Source organism: Corynebacterium sp. H113, from assembly GCF_037572315.1.
Lineage (GTDB): Bacteria > Actinomycetota > Actinomycetes > Mycobacteriales > Mycobacteriaceae > Corynebacterium.
The window spans coordinates 77,614-95,268 of sequence record NZ_JBBHKZ010000004.1; the positions used below are offsets into that span (position 1 = coordinate 77,614).

At 59.8% G+C, this 17,655-nt stretch carries 15 protein-coding genes and 1 tRNA gene; 8 read left to right on the top strand and 8 right to left on the bottom strand.

The annotated features are described in order from the left end of the window. Window positions 1-17: 17 nt before the first annotated feature. Together WG938_RS08705 and WG938_RS08710 are read right to left on the bottom strand one after the other, a co-directional pair. On the bottom strand, window positions 18-1,253 hold the full coding sequence (locus WG938_RS08705) for an acetyl-CoA C-acetyltransferase (protein WP_339979764.1): 1,236 nt from the start codon (window positions 1,251-1,253) through the stop codon (window positions 18-20). Between the two features lie 458 nt (window positions 1,254-1,711). Next, the gene (locus WG938_RS08710; RefSeq protein WP_339979765.1) at window positions 1,712-2,563 is read right to left on the bottom strand and encodes a class I SAM-dependent methyltransferase; all 852 of its coding nucleotides are present in this window, start codon (window positions 2,561-2,563) and stop codon (window positions 1,712-1,714) included. Window positions 2,564-2,686: 123 nt separating this feature from the next. On the opposite strand from WG938_RS08710, the gene WG938_RS08715 reads away from it, so the two are divergent. After that, window positions 2,687-3,823 carry a glycosyltransferase family 4 protein gene (locus WG938_RS08715; protein WP_339979767.1) on the top strand — a complete coding sequence of 379 codons (1,137 nt, stop codon included), beginning with the start codon at window positions 2,687-2,689 and terminating at the stop codon, window positions 3,821-3,823. Here WG938_RS08715 and WG938_RS08720 read toward each other — a convergent pair. Together WG938_RS08720 and WG938_RS08725 are read right to left on the bottom strand one after the other, a co-directional pair. Then, a complete protein-coding gene (locus WG938_RS08720) occupies window positions 3,768-5,591 on the bottom strand; it encodes a hypothetical protein (protein ID WP_339979768.1) in 1,824 nt (607 codons plus the stop codon). The two genes, WG938_RS08715 and WG938_RS08720, sit on opposite strands and share 56 nt — an antisense overlap. A gap of 102 nt (window positions 5,592-5,693) precedes the next feature. After that, window positions 5,694-6,914, bottom strand: coding sequence for a DUF3068 domain-containing protein (locus tag WG938_RS08725; protein ID WP_339979769.1), 1,221 nt, complete (start codon window positions 6,912-6,914; stop codon window positions 5,694-5,696). Between the two features lie 304 nt (window positions 6,915-7,218). Between WG938_RS08725 and WG938_RS08730 the strand changes: the two genes are divergently transcribed. After that, window positions 7,219-8,418, top strand: a complete 1,200-nt coding sequence (locus WG938_RS08730) for an acyltransferase family protein (protein WP_339979770.1) — start codon at window positions 7,219-7,221, stop codon at window positions 8,416-8,418. On the opposite strand, the gene WG938_RS08735 is transcribed toward WG938_RS08730, so the two are convergent. The 3 genes from WG938_RS08735 to WG938_RS08745 form a co-directional block, all read right to left on the bottom strand. After that, window positions 8,327-11,875 carry a DUF3367 domain-containing protein gene (locus WG938_RS08735; protein WP_339979771.1) on the bottom strand — a complete coding sequence of 1,183 codons (3,549 nt, stop codon included), beginning with the start codon at window positions 11,873-11,875 and terminating at the stop codon, window positions 8,327-8,329. The two genes, WG938_RS08730 and WG938_RS08735, sit on opposite strands and share 92 nt — an antisense overlap. Before the next feature lie 58 nt (window positions 11,876-11,933). Beyond that, window positions 11,934-12,128, bottom strand: a complete 195-nt coding sequence (locus tag WG938_RS08740) for a DUF2613 domain-containing protein (RefSeq protein ID WP_339979772.1) — start codon at window positions 12,126-12,128, stop codon at window positions 11,934-11,936. A 164-nt stretch (window positions 12,129-12,292) separates the two neighbouring features. After that, the gene (locus WG938_RS08745) at window positions 12,293-12,766 is read right to left on the bottom strand and encodes a universal stress protein (RefSeq protein ID WP_339979774.1); all 474 of its coding nucleotides are present in this window, start codon (window positions 12,764-12,766) and stop codon (window positions 12,293-12,295) included. 180 nt (window positions 12,767-12,946) lie between these two features. Here WG938_RS08745 and WG938_RS08750 point away from each other — a divergent pair, with 180 nt between their 5' ends. Continuing rightward, entirely contained in the window at window positions 12,947-13,396 is a 450-nt protein-coding gene (locus tag WG938_RS08750; protein WP_339980045.1) for an arsenate reductase ArsC, read from the top strand. 96 nt (window positions 13,397-13,492) lie between these two features. On the opposite strand, the gene WG938_RS08755 is transcribed toward WG938_RS08750, so the two are convergent. Further along, window positions 13,493-13,566: transfer RNA gene (locus tag WG938_RS08755), tRNA-Gly, on the bottom strand. Between the two features lie 183 nt (window positions 13,567-13,749). Between WG938_RS08755 and dcd the strand changes: the two genes are divergently transcribed. Genes dcd through WG938_RS08780 form a run of 5 tightly spaced genes read left to right on the top strand, consistent with a single transcriptional unit; the run spans window position 13,750 to window position 17,644 of the window. Continuing rightward, the gene (gene dcd, locus WG938_RS08760) at window positions 13,750-14,322 is read left to right on the top strand and encodes a dCTP deaminase (protein ID WP_339979775.1); all 573 of its coding nucleotides are present in this window, start codon (window positions 13,750-13,752) and stop codon (window positions 14,320-14,322) included. Window positions 14,323-14,380: 58 nt separating this feature from the next. Continuing rightward, complete coding sequence (locus tag WG938_RS08765; RefSeq protein ID WP_339979776.1) at window positions 14,381-15,310, top strand: ABC transporter ATP-binding protein; 930 nt, start codon at window positions 14,381-14,383, stop codon at window positions 15,308-15,310. Beyond that, window positions 15,307-15,960 carry an ABC transporter permease gene (locus tag WG938_RS08770; protein WP_339979777.1) on the top strand — a complete coding sequence of 218 codons (654 nt, stop codon included), beginning with the start codon at window positions 15,307-15,309 and terminating at the stop codon, window positions 15,958-15,960. Before WG938_RS08765 ends, WG938_RS08770 begins: the two co-directional genes overlap by 4 nt. Then, window positions 15,957-16,658: an ABC transporter permease gene (locus WG938_RS08775; protein WP_339979778.1), complete on the top strand. Its 702-nt coding sequence runs from the start codon at window positions 15,957-15,959 to the stop codon at window positions 16,656-16,658. The genes WG938_RS08770 and WG938_RS08775 overlap by 4 nt, the downstream gene beginning before the upstream one ends. Continuing rightward, a complete protein-coding gene (locus WG938_RS08780; RefSeq protein ID WP_339979779.1) occupies window positions 16,655-17,644 on the top strand; it encodes an ABC transporter substrate-binding protein in 990 nt (329 codons plus the stop codon). Before WG938_RS08775 ends, WG938_RS08780 begins: the two co-directional genes overlap by 4 nt. The last annotated feature ends 11 nt before the right edge of the window (window positions 17,645-17,655 follow it).

Genomic DNA, 17,655 nt, shown 5'->3' on the forward strand with positions numbered 1-17,655 from the left:
AATCCTTCCGGTAGTTTCTAGACTCGCTCGATGATGGTTGCAACGCCCATACCGCCACCAATACACAGGGTGACCAGGCCGTATCGGCCACCAGTGCGGTGCAGCTCGTCAATTGCGGCGCTCATGATAATCGCGCCCGTCGCGCCCAGCGGGTGGCCCATTGCCATCGCACCGCCGTTGATGTTCAACTTCTCGCCGTCGATTCCCAGCTGGTTCTGGGCACGCTTTACGACGGCTGCAAAAGCCTCATTGATCTCCCACACGTCGATGTCATCAACGGTGAGCTGTGCCTTGGCGAGAACCTCGCGGACCGCTGGTTCGATGCCAGTCAGCATGATGGTTGGTTCGACACCATTAATGGACTGCGCAACGATGCGTGCCCGTGGGGTCAGACCCATGTCAGCGCCGGCCTTTTCAGATCCGACCAGTGCCAGTGCAGCGCCGTCGACGATGCCCGACGAGTTACCTGCGTGGTGGACGTGGTTGATGGTCTCCAGCTGTGGGTACTTCTTCAGCGCCACAGCGTCAAAGCCACCCTGTTCGCCCATGACGGTGAAGGATGGGCGCAGGCCAGACAGGGATTCAGCCGAAACTCCATCGCGGATCGTTTCGTCGCGATCGAGGATCATCAGACCATTCTGGTCCTTGACCGGCACGACCGAACGGGCGAAGCGACCCTCGGACCACGCGCGTGCTGCACGGGCGTGGGACTCTGCCGCCATGTTGTCGAGGTCCTCGCGAGAGTAACCGTCCAACGAAGCAATGATGTCGGCGGAAATGCCCTGGGGGACGAAGTCCGTCGCAAAGCTAACTTGTGCGTCCATTGCCATGGCGCCACCGTCCGACATCATTGGGACGCGGGACATGGATTCGACGCCGCCGGCGAGGACGAGTTCGTCGGAGCCAGAACGGACCTTGTCTGCAGCGAGGTTGATGGCTGCGAGACCGGAGGCGCAGAAGCGGTTAATTTGCATGCCGCCCGTGCGGTACGGAAGGCCAGCCAGCAGGCCAGCGGTGCGAGCGATGTCCGCGCCCTGATCGCCGACAGGGGAGACACAGCCGACGATCAGGTCGCTGATGCGACTTTCGTCGAGCTCAGGGAAACGGTTGCGGATCTCTTCGATGAGGCCCGCGAGCAGGGTGACAGGTCGCACCTCGTGGAGCGAGCCGTCCTTCTTGCCTTTGCCGCGTGGGGTGCGGATGGCTTCGTAAATGAAAGCCTCGCCGCCCGATGGGATGCTGGCGTTGGTCATGTGTGTTTCGTCCTCACAAATCATGGAAAAGTGGTGTACGTCACTTTGGTTTCACAGTCACTATATCCATAGGAGTTGCGTGCGGGGCAGGGTTTCACGGGAGGGGGTGAAATTTATTTTGTTATATGGGTTTTGGGGTGGTGCCTGGGCGACGGCTGGGGTGGTTGGTCGGTGGCTGGGTGGCCGCGATGACTCTGGGGAGGTGCGGATGTGGTGGCCGTGGCCAGTGGGAGAGGTGTGGTCAATTGGCGAGGGTGCTTGACTGTCTGCGCTTTCCAATCGGCTCGGTAGCTCCTGTGAAGCCCCGACTTGCGACGCAAAACCCTAGGTCGCACAAATTCCCGTTGGGCTGCAGAAGAGACACCGAGCCGATTGGAAAGCGCAGATGCCCTCAATCGCGCGCAGGTGGCTGCATTTGGACGCGCCACCTACGCCAGACACGTCCCACTCCATTCGCGCTACTTCTTCTTCAGCACCAGCACCAGGTTCGACACCGCGAACTCGCGAAGAACCGGAACATGGACCATCCACCACGCCCACCACGGGTGATAGCGAGGAAACGCAGCCATTACTTCAACCTCGCCGGATTCCTCTAACGTGCGAGCCCATTTCAGCCCCTCGCCACAGCCGACCTCAAAGAGTGATTCGCCGTAATAGTTCTTCGGACGCTTGCCATGCTTCTTTTCATACATCCGGCGCGCGCGATCCCCGCCCAGATAATGCGTCATGCCCATTTCATGCCCACCAAAAGGCCCCAGCCAGATCGTGTACGAATATACGACGAGCCCGCCCGGCTTTGTCACGCGCAACATCTCCTGGCCCATTCGCCACGGATCCGGCACGTGCTCGGCCACGTTCGATGAATAAGTCAGGTCAAAAGAGTCCTTCAAAAAGGGCAGGTCAAGACCTGATCCGCGTACCGACGACTCCAACTTAATCCCCGCCGCCGCCATCTCGCCAACATCCGGCTCACAGGTGAAGTAGGAAACATTGCGGTCGGCGAAGGCCTTTCCGAAGTAGCCAGGACCCCCACCGACATCGAGGATCGTGGAGCCAGCGAGAGGCGATGAACTGGCACCCGAGTCCGTGGCACCAGCATCAGCGCTAATGCCAGGATCAGCGCCTACAACGCCAGCACCTGCCACAATGCGCTCCAGCAGCGTCACCGTGTCATCGGCCAAGTGCCCGTAAAAGCGATCCGGATCCGACTGCTCATACTTGAAGTCGTTGAGCAGCCCGAACGACCGCTTTAGCGTCGCAAAACTCGTCGCCGGCCGAAGCGCGGCAGGCACGATCCATTCCTTCCACATGCGTTCTACTTAACCACTTTCTCTCTCTGGTGCTTGGGGTTTATGCGTTACGACAACATCATCGTGAAGCCAATTCCCCCAAATCGGTAACGGATCCAGTAGTCGGGATTAAGGTCTAGAAATATGAAGATTCTCTTGCTCTGTTGGCGCGACACTGGTCATCCCGAGGGTGGCGGCAGTGAGCGCTATTTGGAGCGGGTTGCCGAGCATTTGGTGCGACATGGCCACGATGTGGTGTTTCGGACGGCCGCGTACACCGGGCAAACGCATTCGTCAGAGCGTGACGGCATTCATTTCTCGCGGGGTGGCGGTAACTTTTCCGTGTATCCGCGCGCGTGGGTAGCAATGCTTGCCGCGCGAGTTGGGCTAGGGCCAATTGCGAAGGCGTTGGGCGGGCGGCCGGACATCGTGGTGGATACGCAGAACGGCGTGCCCTTCTTCGCGCGAGTGTTTTCGGGCGTGCCGACGATCATCTTGACGCATCACTGCCACCACGAGCAGTGGCCGGTCGCGGGGCCAATCGTGGGCAGAGTTGGTTGGTTCATTGAGTCAAAGTTGTCCCCCATTCTGCATCGAAAGTGCAGGTATGTGACGGTATCGCAACCGAGCGCTAGTGAGCTAGTGGACTTGGGTGTGGACCGTGGGCGCATTGACATCATTCGCAATGGTGTCGATCCGGTGCCTCCTGAAGCCCGTGGCGTGCGGTCAACTGATGCGCCGCGTCTGGTGGCATTGTCTCGACTGGTGCCGCATAAGCAGATTGAGCATGCGATCGATGCGGTCGCTGCTCTCGCGGAGACGATTCCAGAGATTCGCCTCGACGTCATTGGTTCCGGCTGGTGGGCGGACAACTTGGCGGCGTATGCCCACGACCTGGGCATCGCAGACCATGTTGTTTTCCATGGGCAGGTGTCCGAGGTTGAGAAGCACCTCATTTTGTCGCGGGCTACGGTGCATGTGATGCCGTCTCGTAAAGAAGGCTGGGGACTGGCCGTCATCGAAGCTGCTCAGCATGGGGTGCCGACCGTTGGCTACCGCTCCTCGGCAGGGCTGCGTGATTCGGTGGTTGATGGTGTGACGGGGTTGCTCGTCGATTCGCCCGCCGAACTGGTCGAAGCCACCCGACGCATCGTTTCGGAGCCTGATCTACATGATTTCCTCAGCGTCGAGGCTCTGAAGCGATCGCACGAGTTCGGCTGGGACTCTACGGGCGGGAAATTTGCAAGTTTGCTTCACGACGTCGTGGCCCAGGCCACATAGCCCGCAGCACACCGGTACTGAGCATTAGCAGCCACACCGTAAAGGCTGCCCAGGCAAGGCCCCGCTGTGTGCTGGATGCGGGTTCGGGAAGCTCGATCGCACCGGGCACCCGGTAAAGCGCGAGGTTTTCGTCGACGAAGACTTCATCGAGTTCGTCGATGACTGCGTCGGACCTACCGAACTCGCCAGGAGAGTTTTCCAGCAGTACCCAGCCGACTCCGTTGGTGCGAAGGATCTGCAGTGCATCGTCAGGTGCTGACAGCAGTGTGTGCTCGACGGTGCGGGAGCCTTCGCCGCTCACCACCGTGCCGGAGACAACCAAGTTTCCGGAGGTGACAACGGGAGCGGGCAGCGTCTTGATGGCGGGGTCGTAGACGGGGCGATCGTCGATAAGCCGATAGGAACCAGCGGGCAGCACGGCGACCGCAGACGTATCCATAGCAACGACACCCGATACCGGCGACCAGCCCGACCACGCCGGAGCAGGACGCAGCGGTTCCATATCCTTCGGCATACTCGGCACCGCCGACATAATTGCCAGCGCAGCAACGGAAACCGCTAGCCATTGGCGACCTGGGGGGAGGTTACGCGCCAGCAGGTCAGCGCTCGCAGCAGCCAGCAACACGTAAGCGGGTATAGCGAGCGCGACCCACTTCTGGGTGTCGCGTAACAGGCCCGCACCAGGAATGTTGTTGAGCAGCAGCTCCATTGCCGCGATGCCCGTCGGAGTGGCGAAAAGCGCGATCACAACGATTGCGACACCAGCCATGACGACGAGACGTGCTTGGGCACGCCAAACGGTTTTCACACCGATTGCGAAGAAAGCCATCAACAAGATGACGGCCAGTGACGCGAAGCCAAAGTTCCGCGACTCGGGAACCGCCTCGCCATTCCACAACCCGCCGAGTGCCAACAATGCCCCTATAGTGCCGACGTAATGCTCCGCCCTTGCTGAAAACGCCGCCGCGCCTGCCATGTCCGCAGAGGTGCCACCTCCCGACAGTGCCGTGGCTAGCAGCCAGGGTGCGGAGACGGCGATCGTCGTAAAGAAGGCGACGACGCGGTCGCGCCACGACCTACTCGCCACCACCGCGACCACGCCGCCCAGCAAAGCACCCGTCGGAGTCAGCCCCGCCAGCGCCAGCGCCGACGCGCGCCACCACACCTCACGATTGATACTGGCCAGCGCAATGGCAGGCAACAGCATGGCAGCGACCACCAGGGACCAGTGTCCTTGCAAGAGACGTTCAGCGACGAATGGGTTCCACAGCAACATCGTCGCCGCTGCAATTTGCCCGATGATCCGCGCGCCCACGACCACTCGCGCAAGCTCCGCAGCGGCCAGTCCGCCAATGATGAACGACAGCGCCAGCAGCACCTTCACCGCGACGTTGGCATCGACGACATTCCCCACCGCCCACAACACTGTGTCTTGCGGTACTGCGCGCGCGGCGGCTTCGGTTAGCCCGAGCGAGGCATCGGTTAGCGGAGGGTGCGCCGGGATGACCATGTCTCGGAGCAGAAGCTGCGATCCTCGGGTTCCGCTTGACGACGACCCTGCGCCCGACACAGCCGGCCCAGCAAAGAGCGGCCACAAGATGACAGCGGTCAGGATGAGGATCCACGAAGCAACGAATGCTTGCCCCATGCGGAGCTGATTGATGGCAGCACGTCGGGCGATGGCCCGCTCGACGTCGGTGCTATCAACGCGAGAAGCAGCCGCGCGCGAGGTTGCGCGGGGCTGCTTCTCAGGGTCGTTGATGCTCACCAGGCCAATAGTAGGCAAAGGCGGAGGAAAGGGCACCTACCGCCGTTCGCCGGTTCTAGCTGCCGGTTTTAACTGGCTACGACGTGTGGCTACGGCGTGTGGCTACGACTTGCGGTGCATGCGGATTCCGAAGATTACGAGCAACAATCCGATGATGCCGAGGATCCATGGTGCGATGGAACCAGCCATGGTCATCTTCTTGCTGGATTCCTTCGCCTTTTCCAGCTGGTTTGCCTTGGTTTCGTCGCTCCACTGGGCAACGAAGTCCAGTGCAGTGCGGTTACGCTCCTGCTTTTCCTTTTCGCGGCCGGCACCGAGTGCGATGTCCTTGGCTTCTTCCTCATCGCGTGCGTAGAACTGGAAGATGTGCTCGGTACCGTTGACGATCATGCCGGTGTTTGGCTCGACGCGAACGGTACGAACGTTGGTGTAGTAGCGATCCATTTCGATCTCTTCGTCACCTTCAAGACCCCACTTGCTAGCAGGGAACTTCAGACGCAGCGAGGCGAGAGAAGACTTGTCGGCTTCCGTCATTTTGCGGCCATTCTGAGTGAAGTGAGCCTTCTGAGATTCGTACAGGTTCACTGGTTCAACTTCCATGGTGAACTTGTAGACGGTGGTGCCGTCCTGCTTTTCCTCACCGACGAAGTCGATAGGGAAAGTCTGCAGCGCAGTTGCATCGAAGTAAGGGAAGGACTTCTTCGTGGTGCCGAATGGGAACTGGTACTGAATGCCTTCACGGGTGAACGCTGGAATGTCGGCAGTGTCCTCGCCGCCACCAGCCTTCGGTGCATTGAGTTCGATGGTCGACACTGGGTCTACCACTGGGAATGCCGTGGAGCGGTCCAGGGTAATGCGGTCGACGGTTGCGTTGACGAGGTTCTTTGGTTCCTCGCGGTCGTCGCGAAGCACGACGGTGCCGACCTCCATGGTGGCAACCTTCTTGTCCGCAGGTTCCTGGATGCGGACGTGACGGTTCGATACCAGTGGCGTTTCACCAATGAAGCAGTGCAGTGGCATTTCCGCAGGCTTATCTGCCTCGGCATCGCCCTCTGGTTTATCTGCCTCAGCATCGCCTTCTGGCTTGTCCGCGCCCGCGTCCTTACAACGTGGGTCGTCCTTACGATCGGCAGCTGGCTCGTTCTTGGCTAGCAAGCCGGAGTCGAGGAGGTAGCCGTTTTCGATGTTCGTGACGGTTGAGCTTTTGGTATCCAGCGGGATGACACGCAGCTTTGGCACAAGGAACGACGGCAGGAGTACCGCGATCACAAGCAGCGCTGCACCGATGACGATCATCACAAGCGATAGAGTTCTCTTAGCCATAAGCAGTGATTTCCTTAGATCATTTCAAGTTCTTTTTGGAAAGGTATCAGTAACCAGGTGGCCGAAGTGACCGAAATTCATAAATATTTTTCTGAACTAAGGTATTTTCTGGGTACCGCACTCTGAACAGCATAAATAGCGCCCCAGAAATTGGGTTAGTTCTTGTTAACACTCTAGTTGTCACTGTTAGCTAGGGGAAACTAGGCTCTCTCAGGTGTGTCATGGGACTCTTAAACTTTGCGACGATCACGTCGTAAAGTAGCTCCCACATATCGCATGCAATGACGCGGAAGGAGTGCCGGGCGTGGTTGAGACAGCAGCTGTAAAAGCAGGATCGTCAGCTTCGGACGCAGCGACTGTATCGTCTGCAGCAGCGTGGAAGCCCGGGTTTTTGCCGGCGCTGGAGGGGCTGCGGGCGGTTGCGTCGTTGGGCATTATTGGCACGCACGTGGCGTTTCAGACTGGTCATGACACGGGTGCGTTGTGGGAGCGTGTACTGGGGCGATTCGACTTTTTCGTCGCAGTGTTCTTTACGCTTTCGGGCTTTTTGTTGTGGCGTTCGCACCGTGTGGGATTTGGCGCGAAGAATAGTCGCTCGGGAGTTGCCACCTACTACCGCAAGCGCGCCGCCCGTATTCTGCCGGCGTATTGGGTACTGATTCTGATTGTGCTGATGGCATTGCCTGTCGGTGCCGGAGCTGACTTGAAAGCGTGGTTGGCAAACCTCACGCTCACCCAAGTTTTCGTGCCGGATTCTCTCCATGGCGGGCTCACTCATTTGTGGTCACTCAGTGTGGAAGTGGCTTTCTATATTGCGCTGCCAGTTATTGCCGTGGCCTTGCAGCGCATTGATCCGGCGTCGAAGCAATTTCAGCGTATCGGTGTCATCTGTGCGCTAGCCGTGCTCAGCTTCGGGTGGGCGTGGTTGCCGTTGCCATACCTCGATGGCGTGAATCCGCACATTCAGCCTGCGGCGTATTTCTCGTGGTTCGCTGCCGGGTTAGTGCTCGCGGAGTTGGAGTCGCTGGCTGGGGCGTCGTCGGCACGTGCGCGGGCGGTGCACCGGGGATTGCAGAAGTGGGCGCGTCGCCGCTGGCTATGGCTGAGTATCGCGACGGTGGCGCTCATTGTCGCGGCGCTACTCGGGCCGGAAGGGCTCGTGCAGCTGTCGAATTGGGAGTTCCTGCGTCGCCTGTGGTGTGGCCTCGTATTCGGCGCGTGCATCATCGGCCCGTGGGCGCTCGCTCCGGAGTCTCGGGCGCTGAATCATCCAGTGATGCAGGCACTCGGCCGCTGGTCGTATGGCATCTTCTTGTGGCACATGGCCATGTTGTCGGTCGCTTTTCCGCTGCTTGGTATCCCGCTTTTCGACGGCCACCTGCTGGCCATCACCCTCACCACCGTGGCGTTGGCTATTCCGATGGCAGCGGCATCATATGCCCTCGTCGAGGAGCCTGCTCGACGTTGGTTGGGGAAGAACTGGGTGCGACGAGAAGCGTCGTGACGCACACCGCAGCCGTAGCAATCAATTGCAGTAGCCAACCCGCACCGGCGTAGCCAGACTGTGGCCACGGATTCGTTCCGAGGAGAAGCGCCATCGCTGCGACAAGAACGCCAAGAGTTGCGATCATGCCGTGGCGGTACGTTTCCTCTGCGAGTTTCTTGCGCGCAAACCATGCCGCGCCACTCGTCGCAGCAGCAACGGCAAGGCCAGGAAGACCCGACACAAGAGTCGCGGTCACCGCGCCACATGCCAGCACGAACCACGCTGGGACTGTGTCGGCATTGTCGACAAGCGTGAAGTCGCGACGAAGCTCTGCACGCCACAGATACGCCAGCGCCAGTGTGACCAGCGCGAATACCGCAGCGATAGCGCCACCAGCCAGAATGCCATTGCGCCATGTCGATGCTGGTTCATAAGCAATCGTCACCGTGCCAGACATCCCTGCCGGCACGACCCAGCCTTGCTGCCAACCATTGATGGTTACAGGGGTGAGGGTGATTGGCTGATCGCCACCTTCGCCACCTGCAACAGTCGCTACCATGCCCTTGTTGACGGAAATCGGGCGCCACAGAATGCGGTCGGTGGGTGCTGCGTCGAGACGATCGTCGTGAAGCACAGCGACGTTCTGCTCAGCGCGAGTTGGTGCGCGGAATTGATTGGAAGTCAGCGTTACCCAGTCGGCCTTGGACTCCAAGCGGTACATGCCAGCGGACAGGGGGTACGTGTCCTCGCAGGTCAGCTCGGTGCGTTCGAAGCCGCCGCCGATGCGTTCCAGGCTAGTCCACGGATCGCCTACGCCGGTGTCGCAGGTGTCGGCGCTGACGGACACGGTCGTATCAGTAGGTACCGAGAACATGCGCGTTAGCGTGCCTTCGCGAACTTCCTGGCCAAACGACCAGCGCTGCACCACCTTCGAGGAATCGGGCACGGTTGGTACGCGGATTGGAGTGATGTCCTCACCAGCTGCGGTGATGCGCATTTCCGCGAGCGTGAAGCCCACTGGCGCGCTGACTGCGGTGACTCGGATGCGGTCGGTTTCCGCGCCGGGCACTGCGATCCGCGTTTCCTCACCGGGGTAGAGCACCTTGTTGGTGGTGGTCGTGGACGATTTCACTTGCACTTCTACGGGCACCACAGCACCGGTCAGCGTGACGACGACTCCCTTCCGAGGACTCTCAAACCTCGCCTCGACCCACTCCGCCTGGCCGGTGCCGGTGGCGGGTTGCCACCAGGTGGTGTCATCGCCGTCGACAAGTGCGTTGAGTGAATGCTCCGACGCAGCGCCACCCACATTGAATGGATTGGAAGCAGACGACGATGCTTCCAACTCGCCACGCCCCGTTGCGGTGGTGGTGAGTGGGAGGCCATCGACGGGATAGTCGGCGATCTTGTTGCGAACCTTAGCGTCCTCGTCGGTGGCAAGAATGCCACTGACAGCGCGAGTAATTTCGCCGTAGTTTCGACCGCGCAGAGCTGGGGTGTCGGTGACGGTGCCCGCATCGACACCAGCGAGCATGCGGACTGGCGCGTCCTTATCAACCTGATCCAGTCGCGATAGTACTTCCGGTCCGCCGGCGACTAGTGGGATATTGGCGGTGTCGATCAGGCGTGGGGACAATAGATTCGCCACAGCGCCTGCAGATTCGCCAGCTCGCCAAATCTGAATCTTGGTGCTGGAACTGCCCGCGGCTTCTGCTGCATCTGCGGAATCTGAGGCATCGTGGTCGGTGAACTCGGCGACCTTCAGCATGGCCGGGGAATCTTCGAGGGTCTGCTGCACCATCTTCTTGCTGTCGGTGCGGTACTTGCCACCAAGGTCAGAGCGCACGACAACGTAGCCGATGCCGTTGTTATTCAGCGTTGCCGCCAGTGCATCGTTGCCAACGCCACGGGCGAAGGAATCACGCAGGCCGTCCAGCCCGCGGATTGCCTCTGGCGGCACCAGCGGCACCGCATCGCGAACGACCCATGGCACGTCGGCAAGTGGCTGTAGTGGTTCGTCACGGGTATTACCCCACTCTTGCAGGGCAAACGGGGTGGACGGCATGAGCAGTGTGCGCGAGCCCTGCGCATTCGTGTTGAGCCAGTCCGCAGTGTCCTGCCAGTACGACGGCACCCGCTCAAAGCTGCCTTCTGGAGCTAGTCGAACACTCCACGCAGGTGCAGTCGCCCCCGCGAATGCGATGAGCACCATCATCGCCGCGATCCCGGCGACATTGCGCTCTGGATGCAACCACGCGGCCCGGTTCTCCCGCTTCCACGGCACCAGCGGCAACTGCGCGATGGCATGTGCGACTCCGAGCATGAGTGGCAATCGCAATACGGGGTCAAACTTGTGGAGGTTTCGAATTGCGGCAAGGGAGCCGTCGAGAAGCGAACGCCCCGATGCACCGAATAGGCCAAACGGCTCCGTCCACGAAGACATGACGACGATCCCCGCAAGCGCCACGACCCACCACATCCGGCGATGTGGCATGGAACGCATGGCGAGGCCGAGGAGGCCAAGACCCATGATCGCGATGGTTGCGTAAATGAGGATCGGTTCGGCGACGAGCGCGTGACCGCCGATGCGCTCAGTAGAGACGAACGGAGTCCACGAGGTCGTGCCACGCAGCGTTTCGGTGAGGTTGAGCCAGCGGGTGGTGACGCCGGAGGACTCGATGTAGTCGGTAAACGGTGGTGAATATCGGCCGAGCAGGAGCAACGGCACCAACCACCAGATGCTGACAGCTGCGCAAGAAGCCACCCAGCCCGCGAACATTGTCCAGCCGCGCCGGCGGTGTGGCCCGAATAGCGCTGCCCCGATCAGGACGAGAGCAGTGGGGACGCACGCCGCAGCGGTACTGACTGCGTTGACGGCGCCGGTGCTGAGGACCGCAACGCCCGACAACAGCACGGCAATCGTTGCTCTGCGCGTGCCGACGACATCGCGAGCCAGCACCACCCTCAACACTGGCAAGAGAATCCACGGGGCGAGAGCTACCGGCCAGGCTTCAGAGGAAATCGCCCCGAGAGTCGTGATGATTCGTGGCGAAAACGCATACAACAACGCAGCCACGATGCGGGAGGTATGCGTGCCGACGCTCGCTGCTTCGGCAACTCGATACAAGCCGGTGAACGCCAAAATCAGCGTGAGCGACCACCAGAGGGCCTGGCCGACCCAGTCGATATTCCACGCATCGTGGAGATAGTCGGGGAGGAGCTGGGTGGTGGCGTCGAAAAGCCCGAAGAAGGCGCCTTGCGGAAAGAGGTATCCGTACGCCTGATTCTGCAGCTGGCCGAGAGGCATAGTCTCGGACCACATGGTCAGCGAATTGGCGAGGAAACCGAGGGGGTTCTCCGTCAGATTGTGCTTAGTGTCCGCGACCGTGCGGCCGGGCGACTGGACAAACGCAATGAGGGCAAGCAAAACCCACCAGGGAACGAGAGCCCTGGTGGGCGTGCGAGTTGTGGACACTATTGCTCAGTGAACGCTCAAATGACGAATACGAAGAATGCGGCTGTCTAGCGACTGCCTAGCGCTGGCCGTACTCAACGCCACCAAGCAGAGCCTGGTCGGCAGAAATGGCCTGAGCTTCTGGAAGCTCGTCTTCGGATGCGACCTGCGCAATGCCGAAGATGGCAGCACCGCCGAAAAGTGCGCCCACGAGTGCGCTAGCAAGTGCTGGGCCTGCGGTACGACGAGGTTCTGAGGCGGTCTCGTAAGGCATGAGCGACTCCCTTGTGGATCTTTGGGTCATGACGAATGGTTCTGACTGTAGACCATAAAACTTACTACTGGGAAGTTTTTGTCAGACAAAGCTCAGTTTTTCTTGGGAATTACTGGGGTTGCTGCGCACTATTGGGGTTATTGGGGTGGGTGGAGCCGGTGTTGCTAGTTCTTTTCTGGCGGGCAGATCAGAACGGGGCGACCGGCATTCTTCACGATCGCATCTGCCGTCGACGTCGACAGCAAACCACGCAATCCGGACATCCCACGCGTACCGGAGACGATGACACTCGCGTCGAGCTGATTCGCAGCGTCGACGATCGCGGACCAAATGGTCGTCTCGGACTGGACGAGATATGGCTCGGCCTGAAAACCGGCTTTGGCGGCCAGATCGAGGCCTTCTTCGCACACGCGCTTTGCCTCTACCTGGGCGGGATCCTCTTCGACGGTGGAAGAATCCCAGTCTGGCTGCATCATTCCAGATGCGCCAGCAGTGCGGGCGGCTTGGCGCTGCAGTGGTTCCCAGGCGGTCAGAATATAGGCGGTCTTGACGGAGAGGACCTTGCTCGCCCAATCCAGGGCGCGCTTGGCTTCGTCGGAGCCGTCGTAAGCAATGAGCATTGAATCCGGAGCTGTCATACTGCCAGCTTAGGGCAGTTCCGCGACACTGCGCAGGGGTTTTCCTGGTTGCGACGGCGTAGGATGCTCCTGCTTGTTCGGCGCGGTACGTCGCTATTCGTCACAATTGCCGTAACGACCAAGAATCGTCGCAAATCGTCGCAAGCTTGCAAGCCGTCACAAGAGAAACTCGAGGCCGAAATGTCGGAGAATCCATCATCTGCCCAGCCAACGAAACCATTGATCAAGCCATCAATCATGTTCGTGTGCGTTCACAACGCTGGGCGCTCCCAGATGGCGGCCGCATATGCTCGCGTGATGTCCGGCGGGCGCGTCGAGGTTCGCTCCGCGGGGTCTGTGCCGGCGGATTCGCTCAATCCCGCGGTAGTCGCCGCGATGCACGAAGAGGGCATCGATATCGCGGCAGAAAGGCCGAAAATCTTGACGACGGAAGCCGTCGAAAAGTCAGATGCAGTCGTGACGATGGGATGTGGCGACACGTGTCCGTTCTTCCCAGGCAAGCGTTACGAGGATTGGAAGCTCGACGATCCTGCTGGTCAGAACGTTGAGGCGGTGCGGCCGATCCGGGATGAGATCAAGCGGCGGGTCGGTACGCTGGTGAGCGAGCTGTTGGGTGAGTCGGTGGGGTAGGGGAGTTCGACCCCTGCGCCGACCAATAGCGCCGATAAAGCGAAAAAGACCGTGCAAGGAATCCTTGCACGGTCAAATTGCTGGTCAGAAAGACATTGGAGCCGATGACGGGAATCGAACCCGCGCTGTCTGCTTGGGAAGCAGAAGTTCTACCATTGAACTACATCGGCAAGTGGCATTACGCCCAGGCGCTTGGCCTATTTTCAATGTAGCACTCGAGCTATTTCGGTAAAAATAGCGCCATCGCCCACGCGCCCCGCCCACGTCACGCATAGCCCAAACAACGGTGACTGCTGTCGCCCGCATCACATACCGCTCGCGTACGGCACATATATAGAAGGTATGCTGGCTACGTGCTTCTTTCAGATCGTGATATTCGTGCTGCTATCTCTGCTGACGACGACTCGCGTCTCGGCATCGAGCCCTTTGACCCGGAGATGATTCAGCCGTCTTCCATTGACGTGCGGTTGGACAAGTTCTTTCGCGTCTTCAATAACTCGCAGTACACGCACATCGATCCGAAGCAGCCTCAGGAAGAGCTGACCTCGCTGACAGAAGTGCCCGAAGGTGAGGCATTTATCCTGCATCCGGGCGAATTTGTCCTGGCATCGACGCTTGAATACTTCACTATCCCCACGAATTTGGCGGGGCGCTTGGAGGGGAAGTCGTCGTTAGGCAGGCTCGGACTGTTGACGCACTCGACGGCCGGTTTCATCGATCCGGGTTTCGCGGGGCACATCACGCTGGAACTGTCGAATGTGGCGAATCTGCCAATCGCGCTGTGGCCGAACATGAAGGTCGGGCAGCTCGCGCTGTTCCGCATGACATCGCCGGCGGAAGTGCCGTACGGCACAGGCAAGCTCGGCTCAAAGTACATGGGACAGCGTGGTCCAACGCCGTCGAAGGCCTACCTGAACTTCCGTTAGATCACGCTTTACGACGAATCCCCACGGCAGCTCGAGCGACGTTGCTAACGTTGCACACATGACTGCAGCCCAGCCAACGCCAACTGGCCAATCAGGGGAGTCTGATCGGTCTACGCCTGCGATTCGTTTTGAGGGTGTCTCGAAAACCTATGGCGCTGGTCCCGCGGTCGTGGAGTCCGTCGATGTAGATATTCCGCGGAACGCGGTGACGGTGTTTGTGGGCTCCTCGGGGTGTGGCAAGACGACGTTGCTGCGCATGGTCAATCGGATGGTGCAGCCAACTTCGGGCAGGGTTCTCATTGATGGTGAAGATATTGATGGTCACGACCCTGTGAAGCTCCGTCGTGGCATCGGCTATGTCATGCAAAATGGGGGTCTTCTGCCGCATCGGACGGTCGTAGACAATGTGGCGACGGTGCCGCGCCTTAATGGCTGGTCCCGTCGTAAAGCGCGCGACCGGGCGATGGAATTGCTTGAAGTTGTGGGGCTTGATCCGGCGGTGGCCAAGCGGTATCCGGCGCAGTTGTCGGGCGGTCAGCAACAGCGAGTGGGTGTGGCTCGCGCGTTGGCTGCGGAATCCGGGATTTTGCTGATGGATGAGCCTTTTGCTGCCGTTGATCCGATCGTTCGTCGGGAGTTGCAGGCTGAGGTAAAGCGTCTGCAGCGGGAGCTTGGACGCACGGTGTTGTTTGTGACGCATGATATTGGTGAGGCGTTCCACCTCGGAGACAAGGTCGTATTGCTCAGTGAGGGTGGCAGAATTGCTCAGCAGGGCCCACCCAACGAGTTCATTGAGAATCCTGCGAACGAGTTCGTGCGCGACTTCATTGATGCGGATTCCCGGCAATTGCACATCGATGGTTCGCGAGTGCTCGACGCGCGCGGTCGCGTTGCGGGTGTGCTTGCTTCGCCACAGTCTGCGGTGCCACAGCTTAACGACGACTCTGACCCCACAGCGCCCTCGACCGCTCGGGGTGTCTCGTCATGATTCGGTGGTCGTGGTACGTCGATAATATTCATCAGATTATCGACTTGACCTGGGCGCATATTGTGTTGGCGGTTCCACCGATTATTGCTGCGATATTGGTGTCGGTGCCACTTGGGTTTTGGGCATCGGGAAGCCGGAGATTGCGTGGCGTTATTACGTCGGGCACGGGGTTGCTGTATGCGATTCCGTCACTGGCGATGTTCGTGATGTTGCCGTTGGTGTTGGGCACGTCGGTGTTGTCGCCGTTGAATCTGCAAGTGGCGTTGGCTGCGTATGGAATTGCGCTGATGACTCGGACCGCCGCCGATGCTTTCGGCGCTGTGCCTAGCGTGACTCGAGATGCTGCAACCGCAATTGGCTATTCTCCGCTCCGCCAGGTCACGCGAGTGGAATTGCCACTTGCTGGGCCGGTGCTGTTGGCAGGTGCACGGGTGGTGTCGGCATCAACGGTGTCGCTGGTCAGTGTTGGTTCCCTGGTCGGTGTGCATGGTTTGGGCTACTTCTTCACGGATGGCTTTAACCGCAGTTTTCCCACCGAGATCATGGCCGGCATCCTGGGCACGGCGCTTGTTGCGCTCGTTTTTGATGGCATTTTGGTTGCCCTCGGCGCTGCGTTGATGCCGTGGTCGCGTAAGCAGGTGACGGCATGAGCGTCCCTGAGAAGAGTGTTCCCGAACAAGCCTGGTCCTGGCTGACGACGGCGTCGTCATGGTCTGGCGATTCCGGAATCGGCATGCGCATCGCCGAGCACCTTGGTTACTCATTCTTGGCGACGTTCCTATCTGCCATTATCGGCATCGGTCTGGGCATTTTTGTGGGGCATACAGGCCGTGGACAGGCTGTGGTGCTTGGTGTGTCGGGTATTTTCCGGGCAATGCCGACCCTTGGCTTGCTGACGTTTCTGGCCCTGATCATTCCCGCTGGCATCACCATGCCGTTGATTCCGGCAACGATTGTGCTTGTGTTCCTCGCAGTTCCACCGATCTTGGCTGCGACTGCATCGGGGTTTCGGGCTATCGATCGCTCCACTATCGACGCTGCGTATGCGATGGGTCATTCGACGTGGCAAGTCATCTCGTCGGTTGAGCTGCCTCTGGCGATGCCGGTCCTTGTTGGCGGACTCCGCTCCGCGTGGTTGCAGGTCTTAGCAACGGCCACCGTCGCCGCCTACCTTGGCCTTGGTGGTTTGGGTCGATACTTGTTGGATGCCCTGGCTGTGCGCGACTACGGCATCATGCTGGGCGCGGCGATCATCGTTGCTGTCCTGGCACTTATATCGGACGCACTGTTTTCGCAGGCAGAACGCGCGTTCACGCCAGCTGGATTGCGACTGGGGAAGAGATCATGAACGTACACCAAGCGGGACTTTCCCGACGACGCTTCCTATCCTCTTCTGCGCGGGCAGCGCTTTTTCTCGCGGGTGGTGTTTCAGCGTCGGTACTCAGCGCGTGTGGCCTCGACCCTGCTGACCCGGCGAACCGAAAACCAGGAGAGATCCGTATTGGGTCGGCGATGTTCCCGGAATCAGAGATTATTGCGCGAATTTGGGCGCTGGCATTGAAGGATGCTGGCCATGCGGTGACGGTTGTGCCGCAGATTGGCGCTCGTGATGTGTATTTGGCTGCGCTGGCAGAAGGCTCTATCGACATCGTTCCCGAATACTCGGGCAACTTGGCGTCCTATTACGGTGAAGTATCGAAGGGAGCGAAACCGGACGAAGTGCTCGCTACTCTGCGCAAGAACATTCCACCGGAATTTGAAGTAGTGGCACCGGCGAAAGCAGAGTCAAAGGATGCCTACCGAATGCTGCGCAGTGTTGCCGAAAAGCATGACATTCGCAGCCTTGCTGATGTACGGCAGCTCCTGGGGGACGAGTCGTCGCAAAGCACAAGCGCAAAGATTCGGATTGGTGGTGCGCCGGAGCTGGCGCAGCAGCCATATGGTCCGCAAGGGTTGGCGGAGCTGTATGGGGTGCCGGAAAACCGCATTGAGATGGTGGGATACGGCGATTCGGGCGGTCCGCTGACTATTCGCGCGCTTGCTGATGGTGCGGTGGACGTGGCGGATATTTACACAACGACGCCACTGCGCGATACGGTGGGTGCGCCTGTCGACGTCGTGACGTTAGAGGATCCGAAGCAGCTCATTCCAGCTCAGAATGTGGTGGCCCTGGTGCGTAAGGGCGTGCTTGATCAGTCGGCGCGGCAGACTCTGCGAAGCGTTGCAGATCGAATGACGACGGAGGACTTGACGGCGATGAATTTGCGTTCGTCGGGAGATGAGAAGGCTGGTGCTGAATTGATCGCGCGGGATTGGCTGGGTGCGACCGGTTAACGCGAGCGACT

Coding starts and splice junctions, on each gene's coding strand:
- WG938_RS08705 (WP_339979764.1), bottom strand. CDS start 1,253: ATGACCAACGCCAGCATCCCATCGGGCGGCGAGGCTTTCATTTACGAA.
- WG938_RS08770 (WP_339979777.1), top strand. CDS start 15,307: ATGATTCGGTGGTCGTGGTACGTCGATAATATTCATCAGATTATCGAC.
- WG938_RS08780 (WP_339979779.1), top strand. CDS start 16,655: ATGAACGTACACCAAGCGGGACTTTCCCGACGACGCTTCCTATCCTCT.
- WG938_RS08745 (WP_339979774.1), bottom strand. CDS start 12,766: ATGACAGCTCCGGATTCAATGCTCATTGCTTACGACGGCTCCGACGAA.
- WG938_RS08740 (WP_339979772.1), bottom strand. CDS start 12,128: ATGCCTTACGAGACCGCCTCAGAACCTCGTCGTACCGCAGGCCCAGCA.
- WG938_RS08710 (WP_339979765.1), bottom strand. CDS start 2,563: ATGTGGAAGGAATGGATCGTGCCTGCCGCGCTTCGGCCGGCGACGAGT.
- WG938_RS08775 (WP_339979778.1), top strand. CDS start 15,957: ATGAGCGTCCCTGAGAAGAGTGTTCCCGAACAAGCCTGGTCCTGGCTG.
- WG938_RS08750 (WP_339980045.1), top strand. CDS start 12,947: ATGTCGGAGAATCCATCATCTGCCCAGCCAACGAAACCATTGATCAAG.
- WG938_RS08725 (WP_339979769.1), bottom strand. CDS start 6,914: ATGGCTAAGAGAACTCTATCGCTTGTGATGATCGTCATCGGTGCAGCG.
- WG938_RS08715 (WP_339979767.1), top strand. CDS start 2,687: ATGAAGATTCTCTTGCTCTGTTGGCGCGACACTGGTCATCCCGAGGGT.
- WG938_RS08765 (WP_339979776.1), top strand. CDS start 14,381: ATGACTGCAGCCCAGCCAACGCCAACTGGCCAATCAGGGGAGTCTGAT.